General features: G+C 43.3%; 14 protein-coding genes. 11 read left to right on the forward strand and 3 right to left on the reverse strand.

Annotated elements, in window-relative coordinates:
- The first annotated feature begins 12 nt into the window (after positions 1-12).
- The 4 genes from HWX64_RS16825 to HWX64_RS16840 all read left to right on the forward strand — a co-directional run bounded on the left by HWX64_RS16825 (position 13) and on the right by HWX64_RS16840 (position 5,061).
- Complete coding sequence (locus HWX64_RS16825; RefSeq protein ID WP_175990636.1) at positions 13-990, forward strand: nuclease-related domain-containing protein; 978 nt, start codon at positions 13-15, stop codon at positions 988-990.
- Positions 987-1,940 (forward strand): diacylglycerol kinase family protein, encoded by a 954-nt coding sequence (locus HWX64_RS16830; RefSeq protein WP_175990637.1) that lies wholly within the window; start codon positions 987-989, stop codon positions 1,938-1,940. The genes HWX64_RS16825 and HWX64_RS16830 overlap by 4 nt, the downstream gene beginning before the upstream one ends.
- Positions 1,934-4,078 (forward strand): type I pullulanase, encoded by a 2,145-nt coding sequence (pulA, locus tag HWX64_RS16835; RefSeq protein WP_175990638.1) that lies wholly within the window; start codon positions 1,934-1,936, stop codon positions 4,076-4,078. The genes HWX64_RS16830 and pulA overlap by 7 nt, the downstream gene beginning before the upstream one ends.
- Before the next feature lie 209 nt (positions 4,079-4,287).
- Entirely contained in the window at positions 4,288-5,061 is a 774-nt protein-coding gene (locus tag HWX64_RS16840) for a phosphotransferase family protein (RefSeq protein WP_175990639.1), read from the forward strand.
- Here the strand turns inward: HWX64_RS16840 and HWX64_RS16845 are convergent, their stop codons facing one another.
- Positions 5,062-5,340: a YtzH-like family protein gene (locus tag HWX64_RS16845; RefSeq protein ID WP_175990640.1), complete on the reverse strand. Its 279-nt coding sequence runs from the start codon at positions 5,338-5,340 to the stop codon at positions 5,062-5,064.
- A gap of 270 nt (positions 5,341-5,610) precedes the next feature.
- Here HWX64_RS16845 and trmB point away from each other — a divergent pair, with 270 nt between their 5' ends.
- From trmB to HWX64_RS16865, 4 genes are all read left to right on the forward strand, one after another.
- Positions 5,611-6,252 carry a tRNA (guanosine(46)-N7)-methyltransferase TrmB gene (trmB, locus tag HWX64_RS16850; RefSeq protein WP_175990641.1) on the forward strand — a complete coding sequence of 214 codons (642 nt, stop codon included), beginning with the start codon at positions 5,611-5,613 and terminating at the stop codon, positions 6,250-6,252.
- 191 nt (positions 6,253-6,443) lie between these two features.
- Positions 6,444-6,764, forward strand: coding sequence for a transposase (locus HWX64_RS16855; RefSeq protein ID WP_175986392.1), 321 nt, complete (start codon positions 6,444-6,446; stop codon positions 6,762-6,764).
- Positions 6,765-6,781: 17 nt separating this feature from the next.
- Entirely contained in the window at positions 6,782-7,717 is a 936-nt protein-coding gene (locus HWX64_RS16860; protein WP_254871100.1) for an IS3 family transposase, read from the forward strand.
- 473 nt (positions 7,718-8,190) lie between these two features.
- Positions 8,191-9,036, forward strand: a complete 846-nt coding sequence (locus HWX64_RS16865; protein ID WP_175990642.1) for an MBL fold metallo-hydrolase — start codon at positions 8,191-8,193, stop codon at positions 9,034-9,036.
- A 48-nt stretch (positions 9,037-9,084) separates the two neighbouring features.
- On the opposite strand, the gene HWX64_RS16870 is transcribed toward HWX64_RS16865, so the two are convergent.
- A complete protein-coding gene (locus HWX64_RS16870) occupies positions 9,085-9,402 on the reverse strand; it encodes a PepSY domain-containing protein (RefSeq protein WP_175990643.1) in 318 nt (105 codons plus the stop codon).
- Between the two features lie 167 nt (positions 9,403-9,569).
- Here HWX64_RS16870 and HWX64_RS16875 point away from each other — a divergent pair, with 167 nt between their 5' ends.
- From HWX64_RS16875 to HWX64_RS16885, 3 genes are all read left to right on the forward strand, one after another.
- Complete coding sequence (locus HWX64_RS16875; protein WP_175990644.1) at positions 9,570-10,643, forward strand: M42 family metallopeptidase; 1,074 nt, start codon at positions 9,570-9,572, stop codon at positions 10,641-10,643.
- Positions 10,644-10,782: 139 nt separating this feature from the next.
- Entirely contained in the window at positions 10,783-11,307 is a 525-nt protein-coding gene (locus tag HWX64_RS16880; RefSeq protein ID WP_368495594.1) for a DUF84 family protein, read from the forward strand.
- 117 nt (positions 11,308-11,424) lie between these two features.
- On the forward strand, positions 11,425-11,745 hold the full coding sequence (locus HWX64_RS16885) for a hypothetical protein (RefSeq protein ID WP_175990645.1): 321 nt from the start codon (positions 11,425-11,427) through the stop codon (positions 11,743-11,745).
- Between the two features lie 97 nt (positions 11,746-11,842).
- Here HWX64_RS16885 and HWX64_RS16890 read toward each other — a convergent pair whose 3' ends face one another.
- Positions 11,843-13,336, reverse strand: coding sequence for a peptide MFS transporter (locus HWX64_RS16890; protein WP_175990646.1), 1,494 nt, complete (start codon positions 13,334-13,336; stop codon positions 11,843-11,845).
- Positions 13,337-13,352 lie beyond the last annotated feature (16 nt).

A 13,352-nucleotide genomic window follows, 5' to 3' on the forward strand; every position in this document is an offset into this window, starting at 1 on the left:
GAAGGACTCCTTATGGCGCAGCTGATTAAACTTCAAGATTATGTTTCAAGGTATGAAACCGATTTATATAGATATCCTTCCCAATTTGTACGATTAAAAAAGCAGCAATGGGAAAAAATGAAACTTCACTGGGAAAGCGGCGGGACCTTTTCCTCACCTGAAAAAGAAGAAATTGAGAAAGAAAAATCGTCCGTCACAAGGAAGTTCATATCATTTTTTAAGAAGAAGGAAAACGATGAATCGGGGGAAGACGCATCTCTCATGCAAAAGGACGATGATGAAATCGAGCTTGAAATGGGCATGCACCCTGATATAACGTCTGAAGAAGAGTTGAAGAAGCACTTCCTTGATTCCGTCTTTGAATTTCAATTAAGGTGGGCAAGCTCCACGATTTCAGAAAAATCCTATGTGGATAACAGCTATTGCTATGATGAGCGACTGAAGTACCTGCTGCAGCGATTTCCTGATAATACACTGGTATTATATTATCCGGTTTTTAAGATAAAGAATGCTCCTGTTGAGTTGGAGGTCATACTGATTACGCCGACTGGGATCTGGTGCTTATCGTTCCTGGAATTCGAGGATGGGACAGCCTATATCGGTTCCGGAGATCGTTTCTGGGAGAAAAAGTGGGGGGATTCAGAAACAAGGGTGCTGAATCCACTGATTTCCTTGAGGAGGATGGAACGCATCATCCAGCAAATTGTTGAATATGCCGGGGTTGAGCTGCCCGTGCACAAAGCTGTCCTCAGCAGAAATGGCTATGTCGATTATCCACAGGCCCCTGCCGGATATCGTTTTATCGATAAACGCACGCATGAAAGTTGGTTCAATCAGCAGAGGTCAAGCCGTTCACCGATTAAAAGTGTCCAATTGAAAGCAGCGAAGGCCATTTTGGAATACTGTCAGACGACTTCATTCAAGCGGATGCATTATCAACATGAGACATTAAAGGAGTGGAATGCAGCAGCAGAAGAGGATTCGCAATGAAGACAATCTTTATTGTGAATCCATCTGCCAGGAACGATCATTCCCTTTCTTCTTGGAAAAGGTTCCAGAAGAACATCTCCATTCCTCACATGATGTATATCACTGACCACCCGGAGGATGTGAGGAAGATCGTGGAGGAGCTTGTCCGTGTCTATCCTCAAGATACGCTATACATCATCGGAGTCGGAGGAGATGGGACGATGAATTCCATCATCTCGGGTACGGCCGGTTTTGAAAATATCTTCATCGGGTATATTCCAGAAGGAAGCGGAAATGATTTTGCCCGGGGCTATCAATGGCCTGCCAGGCGGCATGAGGCTTATAACCTAATTAAAGAAACAGCCTCTTCAGCACATCCGATTTCACTGGATGCAGGTCTTTTCTCTATAGGAGGGGGGCCAAAACAATATTTTGTGAATAATATAGGAGTAGGATTCGATGCATTGATCGCCCAACAGGCGAATGCATCCCTATTAAAGAAAAAATTGAACCGCTGGTCATTGGGGAAACTGATCTATCCCATTCTTCTTTGCAGGGAAACGTTTACCTTTACCCCTTTTCAGATGACGATCGAGGTTGATGGTGAGAAACAAACGCTTGACAGAGTATGGTTTATCACCATTTCGAATCAGCCTTATTTCGGGGGAGGGATGAAAATAGCCCCGGAAGCATGCCCATATGATGGGGAACTTGATCTGACCATCGTGTCCGGGCTTTCGAAATGGAAGCTTTTGTTTTTGTTTATTTCCGTTTTTTTCGGAAAACATACTGAACTGAAAGAAGTCCATACATTAAAAGGACAAAGTATCACGATCGAAAGCGGGGAGGGGATTCCTGTCCATGCAGATGGCGATTTTGCAGGAGTCATCGATGTAGAAAGTGGTTTGAACGTCAAGATCCTCCCCGGCAGCTGGAAAATGTTAAATAGAAGCAGGTGGCAGAAGTGTTAGTCATTAGTCGGCAGTACGAAGCATTCCTGGATACATTTCATACGATTACATTCATTCTCCCTTATACGTATCATGGCGGGCAGTCCGATCGATTTTCCTTATTAAAGGACGGGAACGAAATCGCACTTGAACTGAAGGAGAAAATCCCGTTGGATGATGCAATGAAATACACCGCATCCCTGCCTGAGGCACTTGAGTTTGGAAAAACCTACACGATCGTTGACGAACATCATACGGAAACGGACCTGCAAATCGGTGCAGTGATTCGTACGGAAGAATTCGATCAGCATTTTTTTTATGACGGAGATGACCTGGGTGTCACCTTTCAAGGGGACACGGCCGTTTTTAAAGTGTGGTCTCCCACTTCTACTGAAGTGAAGCTGAAAATAAAGGCACCTCATGAAGAGGAAGTCGTTCAATACCCCATGGAAAGAACCGAAAATGGCGTCTGGGAGCTGACTGTCCGGGATGACATTGAAGGGTATTATTATACATTTATGACATGCATCAACCTTATCTGGAATGAGCTTGTCGATCCTTACGCGAAAGCCGTTTCCTATAACAGTGAATGGGGATGTGCAGTGGATCCTGATCGCATCACCCCCCGGTGTTCTTCGCTGGAGCCCTTGCCATCTCCTACAGATGCTGTCATATATGAATTGAATGTAAGGGACTTTTCCAGCTCTAAAGAAAGCGGAATGATGTTCAAGGGGAAATATCTTGCCTTCACGGAAAAAGAGACTGCCACTCCAAATGGCTATTCCAGCGGCATCCAATATTTGAAGGAACTCGGTATCACTCATGTTGAACTCCTTCCCGTGAATGATTTTGACGGTGTAACGGATGATCGGGCAGATAACCGGTACAACTGGGGATACAACCCTCTGTACTTTAATGCTCCAGAAGGCAGCTACAGTATGAGGCCTGATGATCCCGCAGAACGCATACGCGAACTGAAATCGGCGATCCATTCCCTGCATGAAGAGAATATCAGGGTCATTTTGGATGTGGTGTATAATCACGTCTATATTAAAGAAACATCGTCTTTTGAAAAACTCGTTCCGGGATATTTCTTCCGTCATGATGAAAACGGCCTGCCCTCCAATGGAACGGGTGTCGGAAATGATTTTGCTTCTGAACGCTCAATGGCGAGGAAATTCATCAAGGATTCCATAATCTATTGGTTAAAAACCTATGGAGTGGATGGGTTCCGGTTCGATCTGATGGGCATCCTTGATGTCGGTACGATGAACGAAATACGTGAAGAAGTGAACAGGATCCTGCCTGATGCCATCTTGATCGGTGAAGGGTGGGACCTGAATACGCCACTTCCTCAAGGGAAAAAGGCCAACCTCAGAAACGCAAACATTCTTAGAGGGATCGGTCAATTCAATGATTGTTTCCGGGATACGATCAAGGGAAGCACATTCAATCTGCACGATAAAGGATTTGCTCTCGGTCACGGAAACCTGGAAGGGAAAGTGGAACAGGTGCTCATGGGGAGTATCGGAACCAGTGGAGAAAGAGGCATATTTATTGAACCCGCTCAATCCGTCAACTATGTAGAGTCACATGACAACCATACGCTGTGGGATAAAATGAAAGCATGCCTCGGGGAAGAAGATGTCACCCTTTTGAAAAGACAAAAGCTTGCAACCGCGATGGTTTTATTTTCGCAGGGGATACCATTCCTTCATGCGGGGCAGGAATTTTACCGGACCAAGCAAGGAATAGAAAACAGCTACAATGCGCCCATCGAGATCAATCAGCTTGATTGGGTGAGAAGAGAGAAGCATGATGAGGATATTGAATATGTCAAAGGCTTGATCGCGATCAGGAAAAGTCACGGGGCATTTCGTTTCAGGCAGGCGGAGCTCATCAGGAAGTATGCTTCTGTCCATCATCCAGCAGAAAATCTGGTAACGGTCCATTATCAAGATGTCCATCCATATGGTCCTTGGAATGAAATCATCCTGCTATTTCATTCCGGACACAGTAAAGCTGAGTTCCAACTGCCAATAGGTAAGTCCTGGTCTCTCCTGGCAGACGGAAATAAGGCGGATATGAACGGAATACGCGAGCTGAACGGAGAGTCCATAGAGGTTGAGGGCCTTTGTTCCTATATAATCGTCCGCTGACACATCGTTCCAATGCTTGACGAAATGAGAAGATGACGATAAAATCAAAAACAGATGGCTATTGATTGATCTGCCCAATAGCTGTCTTTTTTGTTTTATGAAGACTTTAAATTACTGAAAATGTATTTAATGAATGTTTGGAAATGACGATAATAAAAGTATGTAAGATAAAAATGAACATGACTAAGGACCAATAGAAGGTGAATATATTGGAACACTTATTTGACCAAGATTGGGAAATAGTCCCCGCAGGCGGTGCTACCGGAGAAGCTTTTTTCGCTCAATATCAAGAGCAGAAGCTGTTTCTTAAACGCAACTCTTCTCCATTTGTAGCCGTATTATCAGCAGAAGGCATCGTGCCGAAACTGGTTTGGACAAAGCGAATGGAAAATGGGGACGTTATAACAGCACAGCACTGGTTAAATGGAAGAGAATTAAATCCAGAAGAGATGAAGAATGAGCGGGTAGCCAGGCTGCTCAAGAAAATCCATTCTTCCAAGCCTCTTTCAACGATGCTTGAGAGATTGGGCCAAGAACCCTTTCAACCCGAGCATATGCTGACAGAAGTGGAAACGGGGCTGGAGTTCGATCTTCTATCACTTCCGATAGTCAGGCAAGCGTTATTATTTCTGCAAAAAGAACTGGAAGAGGTTCGGCAGGATGAATACGTAGTCTGTCACGGGGATGTGAATCATAACAACTGGCTGCTATCTGATTACAACCAGCTGTACCTGATTGACTGGGACGGCGCGATGATAGCCGACCCTGCATTTGATGTGGGAATGCTGTTATATTGGTACATTCCCGAAGAAGAGTGGCCGGCATGGCTGACTCAATATGGGGTTGAGATGACAGACAATTTAAAACTGAGAATGAAGTGGTATGTAGTGGCTCAAACGATCCTTTCCATCCAATGGCATAAAGGAAAAGGACGTTTTCATGAAATGAACCACTGGATCGAATATTTACACAAAGTCGTTTGATCAGGAGAACTGATCCATATCCGTCACCCATTGGGACAGATTTTGTCTATTGTTCGTAATATGAGAGTCAAGGTCAGAGCTTCCTGCTCCGCTTTGACTGTATTGATAAATTTCCTGCAAGACCGGCTTAATATTTTCATTGATATCAGCATTTACCATCAACGATTTAACCAATCGTTCGACTTGTTCACATTCAGATACTGAACCGCAGCAATCTGTTTGATGATTCGATAATATATCTCTCAATAACTGCATTTGATAATGGGAATCCAAAGGCATAACCGTACACCCTTTCATATAGATCTTTCATCGTTTTCTTCTTTGAAAACAAAAAAGGAATTCACGATTAGTGTGTGAATTCCTTTTTTATTTATTCGTGGTATTTTTGTTGAGGTGCTGTACTTTACCGGTCAACCAGAATTAGTTCTTGCAGTGTTTTCTTACATCTGTTATTGTTTTTTCGGTAGAGCTGTTTTCATATGAAATGTTTTTTAATGAAAACATCTTATATGAAAACTGCTTTAAAATTATCAAATGAGGTGTTGCATCATGCGTTTAAGACATAAACCATGGGCTTCTGAAAAAATCAGCGAATACCCGCAGTATGTGGTCGCAGAGCCCGAAGAGAAAAAAGGGAAATGGAACAAGGAATTTGGAAATGACAATCCGATTCATATAGAAGTGGGAACTGGAAAAGGCCAGTTCGTCACGGAAATGGCGAGAGCGAATCCCGATGTCAACTACATCGGAATCGAATTGTATGAAAGTGTCATCGTGACGGCACTGGACCGCTTGATCGAAGCAGAACTTCCGAATGTTAAGCTGCTGAATGTGGATGCCAGAAATCTGACGGAATACTTCGCTGAAGGTGAAGTAGGAAGAGTGTACCTTAACTTCTCCGATCCATGGCCGAAGAACCGTCACGAAAAACGCCGTCTCACCTACGAAACATTCCTGAAGCTTTATGAGGATATCCTGATCAAACGCGGTGAAATCCACTTCAAGACCGACAACCAGGGCTTGTTCGAGTATTCACTGAAGAGTTTTTCATGGTACGGCCTGCACTTGAAGTTTCTCAGCCTTGATCTTCACAACAGCGATTTCGAAGGCAATATCATGACCGAATACGAAGAAAAGTTCTCTGCCAAAGGCCAGCGGATTTACCGTGTGGAAGCGCAGTATCAGAATTGATAATTGCTGAAAGAAGTGTCCTGATAGTATTGGGGCGCTTTTTTTATTGGATTGTCAGACTGAGTGGTTGAGAACCTTCAGAATGTAGGGTGAAATCCTGAAAAAGTTAGTGATTACTATTTAGCCCCTTTACTCTTTTGGACACCTACTTCTATAGATATTAAGATAGAAGTATCAAAGGAGGAGCCAAAATGAGTAAACGAAATGGACCAATGGAAGAAGTGAAAAAACAATACGTTCGCATGGCGCTGGAATCAGGTAATATGGCTTTTATCGCTAGGAAAACAGGAGTCAATCAGTCCACTCTTAGTAATTGGGTAAAGCAGTATCGTGATGAGATTGAAGCTGAGATGGAAAAAGAGGGTGTAACTCCTCTATCCAAGTCTTCTTCTGAAAGTGATATCCAGAAGAAATACGATCATGCCATGAAATTACTCGGTGAGAAGGAACTTGAAGTTACGATGCTTAGAGAAATGCTAAAAAAAAAGTTTCCGGACTTTCCGAGCGAATAGCCTTTGCCCATGAATGGATCCAGGCTGGTTTTCCTGCCAAACGTGTTTTAAAGATTGCTTCCGTAGGACGTTCAACGTATTACTATAGGGTTTCTAACCCCACTGTGAAACGGGAAACCACGGGGGGAAGACCAATCCCTGGATTCTCCATGAACACCAAAGGAAAGAGAGTTAAAGATTCTTTAATAAAGAAGTACTTAATGAAATTGATTGATGGTGAATCAGCTGTATATGGGTACCGTAAGCTGACAAGGGCCTTAAGAAAAAAATACAAACTAATCATTAATAAAAAGAAAGTCTACAGATTGTGTAAAGAGCTAGATATCTTGATGCCTCAAAGAGAAAAGAACCCAAAATATCCTAGAAAACTAGCTAGAAACCGTTCTGTTAATGGTCCTAATCAGTTATGGCAGCTAGATATTAAGTATGGGTATGTGCTTTCTTCAAGGCGTTATTTCTTCCTGGCTAGTGCCATTGATGTCTACGATCGTACGATCGTAGGTCATTACAGAGGTACTGTGTGCGAAGCCAAACATATCACCAAAATGCTTCAGAAGGCTATTATGAAACGAAATATTCATATCCCCGACTCTGAAGATCAAATAGCTGATAACTCCACTAAACTAATTATCAGGACTGATAACGGTCCACAATTCTGTAGTCATCATTTTCAGGATTTTTGTAAGGAACAAATCGTGATTGAGCACGAAAGGATCCCACCGAAGTCACCTAATATGAATGCTTATATTGAGTCTTTTCATAGTGTACTGGAACGAGAGTGTTATCAAAGAAATGAGTTTATAAACTTTGAACATGCTTATAAAAAGGTCGATGATTATATCCAGTTTTACAATGAAGAACGATATCACGGCAGTTTGATGGACTATTCACCAAAAGAGTATTTTGAGAAATATATGGACAATCAAGTGAAACCAATCACATTAACCATGTGACCTCAATGTTTTTGAACAGGTTTCCTGTTTGAAAACATTGAGGCCAGCAAGCGAAAGCGCGGTAGAAAGATGAAAAACTAAGTAACCCTAAGAAAAGTGGAGTATGTGTCCAAACTTAGGGGGTTAAACCGGTTTCGCTTATTTTTAGGCAGGGATTATCAATATCATGGAGAAATCCGTCCTTCCAGCAGCCCTTCCAACCGATAATTGCGCCATATTTCAGGATGATTGCGCCGGTTTTTAAATTATTGCTCCGCATTCAGAATAATTGCGCCGGTCTTTATATTATTGCGCCACTTTCAGGATAATTGTGCCGGAATCCCGTTAATTGAACCTCTTGTCGAATTTTCTTTAGTCTAGTTTATTCCTCTCCTGCGGTAAATTGGGATACATGACCAAGAAAAGGCTTATCTATATAAGTTGTCCATAAATTCTGATAAAATAAAATCGTACGAACAAAGGAGGAATAACAGATGAAGGAATCATTGAAAGTAGGAGATTTAACGATCCACTGGCTGAATGGGGGCGTCACCCACATGGATGGGGGAGCGATGTTCGGAGTGGTTCCGAAACCTCTTTGGTCCAAAAAATATGCAGTCAATGAATTGAATCAAATCGAACTGAGAACCGACCCTCTCTTCTTTCAATATCAGGGAAAGAACATCCTGATTGAATCCGGGATCGGAAAAGGGAAATTAAATGACAAGCAGAAACGTAATTATGGGGTGCATGAGGAGTCATCCATCGATGCATCGTTGGAGGAGCTGGGGTTGACCCCGGAGGATATCGATATCATTTTGATGACGCATATGCATTTCGATCATGCATGCGGATTGACTAAGTATGAGGGTGAAGAGACCGTTCCAGTATTTCCTAATGCTACTATTTTTACATCAAAGGTTGAATGGGATGAGATGAGAGAACCGAATATCCGCTCGCGTAATACATATTGGAAAGAAAACTGGGAAGGCATCACTCATCAGGTGGAAACATTTGAGGGTGAAAGGGAAGTGCTGCCGGGCCTTCGCATGATTCACACAGGCGGACATAGTGACGGACATTCGATCATTGTCCTGGAGCATGAGGGTGAAACGTTCATTCATATGGCGGACATCATGCCGACCCATGCTCATAAAAACCCCCTGTGGGTCCTTGCGTATGATGACTATCCAATGACCTCCATCCATGCGAAAAATAAGTGGATCAATCAGGCGATAGACAATGAGTGGTGGTTCTTATTTTATCACGATGCCGTATACCGGGCGTTAAAATGGAATAAAGACGGTGAAATTATTGAAGAGGTGCCGAGAAGATTATAATGGAGAAAAAGCAGGATGACGCTTTAAAGTGTCATCCTGCTTTTCATTTTAATTAGATAAAGGATAAACATCGATCACGGTCCCGGTATAGGCATCGGCCAAAAATTCATATTGTTCCAATCTGCCTTCACTGCGGCGTGAGACTCCGCCCTTATATACTTTGGTTGATAAGGAGTGTTTCTGATAATCCTCAGGTTTCATCGATATCCAGGATCCATCGATCTTCCCTTCTTTTTTAAATGAGTGCTTTACATCCTTTAATACTCTTTCGGCTGATACAAAGCTTGCATCTTTCAGCTTATCACCCAATAGTATGCCGCCTGCAGCACCGATTCCTACTCCTAAAATGAAAGACTTCCAGTTCATGTTCATCCCTCCACAGCCAAGATTACAAACAGGTATATAGGTACATTCTAACAAAGAATCAGAAAAAAAGAGAACTGCTTTTGCCTTAATTGGTGGTAAGACGTGAGAAAGTTCTGTAAAATGAAACTATACATAACCAGATATTAAATAAAAAAGGGGCAGAATAAATGAAACAAGATACATTGGAATTATTTAAAACGTTAACTGAGTTGCCTGGGGCACCCGGGAATGAACATGCCGTTCGTAAATTTATGAAAGAACAATTAGCGCAGTACTCCGACGAAGTGGTCCAGGACCGTCTAGGGGGAGTATTCGGTGTGAAAAAAGGTAAATCTGAGGATCCGACAGTCATGGTCGCCGGTCATATGGATGAAGTTGGCTTTATGGTCACTAGCATCACGGATAACGGAATGCTTCGGTTTCAAACACTCGGAGGCTGGTGGAGTCAGGTCCTCCTTGCTCAGCGTGTGCAAATCATCACGGATAACGGACCTGTTGTCGGTGTAATCGGCAGCATTCCTCCGCATCTTTTAGGAGAGGAACAACGCAGGAAGCCGATGGATATGAAAAATATGCTCATCGATATCGGTGCAGATAATAAAGAGAACGCACTGGAAATCGGAATCAAGCCAGGGCAGCAGATCGTACCAATTTGTCCGTTTACGCCAATGGCAAATGAGAAGAAAATTCTGGCCAAAGCATGGGACAACCGCTATGGCTGTGGATTATCCATTGAGCTCTTAAAAGAGCTTCAAGGTAAGGAATTACCGAATACACTTTATTCCGGTGCGACTGTGCAAGAGGAAGTAGGTCTTCGGGGAGCGCAGACAGCGGCAAATATGATCAATCCGGATATTTTCTTTGCATTGGACGCAAGCCCTGCAAATGATATGTCAGGCGATAAAAATGAGTTCGGCCAATTAGGAAAAGGAGCCCTTCTCCGGATTCTTGACCGTTCCATGGTGACGCATAAAGGAATCAGGGAGTTTGTCCTGGATACTGCAGAGTCCAATGACATCCCTTATCAATATTTTGTATCACAAGGCGGTACTGATGCCGGAAGAGTGCACATTTCCAATGAAGGTGTGCCGAGTGCCGTAGTCGGGATTTGTTCACGTTACATCCATACGCATGCATCCATGATCCATGTTGACGATTATGCAGCAGCTAAAGAACTTATCGTAAAATTGGTCAATCAATGTGACCGTTCCACAATCGAAACCATCAAACGCAACGGATAGTGGATTAATCACATTCAGAATGAGAAAACATAATGGTTGAGAACTGTCTCCTCGGAGGCAGTTTTTTTAGGAGCCAGGTTTAAAGTGAAAGCAGGGATATCTTCAAAATCCTGTGTTAGTAGAAAAGAGGTATCGTAATTTGTTGAAAATTGCAATTGGCACACAAAACAAAGCAAAAGTTGAAGCTATTGAAAAAGGGTTTCGGGAACATTATGAACAAGTGAGTTTCGAATGCCTGAAGACGGAATCAAATGTAAGTGAGCAGCCTTTTTCGGATCAGGAGACGATTGAAGGGGCATTAAATCGGGCTAAAAACGTCTTAAGGATGACGGGAGCAGACATCGGCATCGGGCTTGAAGGAGGGGTGTCAGAATCCCTTTATGGAATGTTCCTTTGTAACTGGGGAGGGCTCGTAGATCGAAATGGAAATGAAATCATCGCAGGAGGGGCAAGAATCTCGCTGCCTGCGGAAATTGGCAGGGGTTTGAGGCAAGGCAGGGAACTTGGCCCGCTCATGGATGAATTCACCAAACGGACGGGAATCAGGCAAAGTGAAGGAGCGGTAGGGATTTTTACTGACGGGATCGTCACACGGGATGCCATGTTCCATCATGTTGTCCAGTTGTTGATCGGTCAGCTGAAATATAGAGAAAAACAGAGCTGAGAGAGAGCATTTATTTATCTTCCTCCTACTTGGCCCATACCAAACTAACTGCCTCTTCATACGATAAACTATATCAGAGTTTAGTATCTGATAATTTATTGCAGGGAGGTTTGGTAAATGGGATGCAGAAGAGATGATCGTGTTGGCGGGCGTCGTGACGACTGTTGGGACGACCTTTTATTTGGTAGCCGCAGAAGACGCCGCAGAAGAGATGACGATGTTTTTGGTATAGAAGACGACCGCAGAAGAAAACGCAGAAGAGATGACGATGTCCTTGGTGCAAGAGACGACCGCAGAGGATGCCGTCACAGAAGAGATGACGATGTTCTTGGTGCAAGAGACGACCGCAGAGGATGCCGTCACAGAAGAGATGACGACGTTCTCGGTGCAAGAGACGACCGTAGAAGACGCCGCAGAAACTGCTGCTGGTTCTGGTAATTTATGAAAAGGATTCGCGTATATGCGCGGGTCTTTTTTTCTTATGCAAGGACATAAAAAAAACCCTCTGAAGTGAATCAGAGGGTCATGAACTTATTTATTTTATGCCTTTCATAAACACTTGAATTTTCGGTGCCAGAAGGAATAGGATGATACTTAAAACGATTGCTGCTCCCCCGATGGAACCAAAGTAAAGCATTTCTGAATCAGCAGAATAGAATCTTACAAGCTGGGCATTCAATGCCTGTGCACCGGCAGAAGCAAGGAACCAGAGACTCATTGTCTGAGCCGAGAATGCTTCAGGTGCAAGTTTGGTAGTCGCTGACAGACCTACCGGTGAAATCATCAATTCACCAAGTACGACGATGAAGTAGCTTAGTACTAACCAAAGCGGACTTACTAATGCATCTTCTCCTGTGAAGTAACCAGGAAGCAGGATGACCAAGAATGACAGACCTGCAAATAGAAGACCAAGAGAGAATTTTTGAGGAATCGTCGGCTGACGATCGCCCAATTTCACCCACATTCCAGCAAACATAGGTGCAAGGATGATAATGAATAGCGGGTTAAGAGATTGGAACCATGCAGGTGAAATCTCAAGTCCCAAAAAGTCCAGTTGAGTACGTTTATCTGCATAAGCAGCCAGGATCGTTGAACCTTGTTCCTGGATTGCCCAGAACATGACCGCAGCAATGAACAATGGAATATATGCAAGGACACGTGAACGTTCTGTTGCTGTTGTTTTAGGGCTCTTGTACATGACGATAAAGTAAATCGTTGGAGCCAAGATACCAAAGATTCCGACTAAATTGATAAATAAATCTAAAGTGAACCAGCCATTTGGAATCGTGATTCCAAGGACAATGGCAACTGCTACTACTACCAGAGCAGAGAGGGAACCGTATTTTTTCTTTTCAGCAGCATTAAGCGGGTTCGGTACATATGTACCAGCAAGACCCAGGCTCTTCTTCTTAGTCACCATGAAGACAACTAGTCCGAAGAACATACCGATTGCAGCAAGTGCGAATCCCCAGTGGAATCCGTAGCTTTTCATAAGAGCCCCTGTAAGAAGCGGTGCAAGGAAAGCTCCTAAGTTGATTCCCATATAGAAGATACTGAATGCAGCATCGCGGCGGGTATCATTTTCTGCGTACATTTCACCGACTACAGTCGATACGTTTGGTTTTAATAAACCAGTACCAATAACGATTAATACCATTGAAACGAAAAACATGGACAAGCTGCCCGGGAATGATAAAGCGATATGCCCGAACATGATCAAGATTCCTCCGTAGAAGACGGCTTTTGATGTACCGAATATTCGGTCTGCCAGCCAGCCTCCGATGACACCGGACATATAAACTAGTGACCCATAAATAGACATGATTGCTAAAGCTGTACCTTCTTCTAAGCCAAGGCCGCCTTTTGAAACCTCGTAATACATATAGTACACAAGGATTGCACGCATTCCATAGTAAGAAAAGCGCTCCCAAAATTCCGTGAAGAATAGCGTGAATAGTCCCTTAGGGTGTCCAAAGAATCCCTTCTGGGGAACACTATCCACAATTTTCTGTTTATTGATTGACGACATATTACAACCTCCTTAG

Origin of the sequence: Bacillus sp. Marseille-Q1617 (assembly GCF_903645295.1) — a bacterium.
Taxonomy (GTDB): domain Bacteria; phylum Bacillota; class Bacilli; order Bacillales; family Bacillaceae_B; genus Rossellomorea.

What these genes read in the sequence shown, in the direction of transcription:
- HWX64_RS16825 (WP_175990636.1), top strand. Translation starts at nt 13, where the DNA reads ATGGCGCAGCTGATTAAACTTCAAGATTATGTTTCAAGGTATGAAACC.
- HWX64_RS16830 (WP_175990637.1), top strand. Translation starts at nt 987, where the DNA reads ATGAAGACAATCTTTATTGTGAATCCATCTGCCAGGAACGATCATTCC.
- HWX64_RS16845 (WP_175990640.1), bottom strand. Translation starts at nt 5,340, where the DNA reads ATGCCTTTGGATTCCCATTATCAAATGCAGTTATTGAGAGATATATTA.
- trmB (WP_175990641.1), top strand. Translation starts at nt 5,611, where the DNA reads ATGCGTTTAAGACATAAACCATGGGCTTCTGAAAAAATCAGCGAATAC.
- HWX64_RS16855 (WP_175986392.1), top strand. Translation starts at nt 6,444, where the DNA reads ATGAGTAAACGAAATGGACCAATGGAAGAAGTGAAAAAACAATACGTT.
- HWX64_RS16865 (WP_175990642.1), top strand. Translation starts at nt 8,191, where the DNA reads ATGAAGGAATCATTGAAAGTAGGAGATTTAACGATCCACTGGCTGAAT.
- HWX64_RS16870 (WP_175990643.1), bottom strand. Translation starts at nt 9,402, where the DNA reads ATGAACTGGAAGTCTTTCATTTTAGGAGTAGGAATCGGTGCTGCAGGC.
- HWX64_RS16875 (WP_175990644.1), top strand. Translation starts at nt 9,570, where the DNA reads ATGAAACAAGATACATTGGAATTATTTAAAACGTTAACTGAGTTGCCT.
- HWX64_RS16885 (WP_175990645.1), top strand. Translation starts at nt 11,425, where the DNA reads ATGGGATGCAGAAGAGATGATCGTGTTGGCGGGCGTCGTGACGACTGT.
- HWX64_RS16890 (WP_175990646.1), bottom strand. Translation starts at nt 13,336, where the DNA reads ATGTCGTCAATCAATAAACAGAAAATTGTGGATAGTGTTCCCCAGAAG.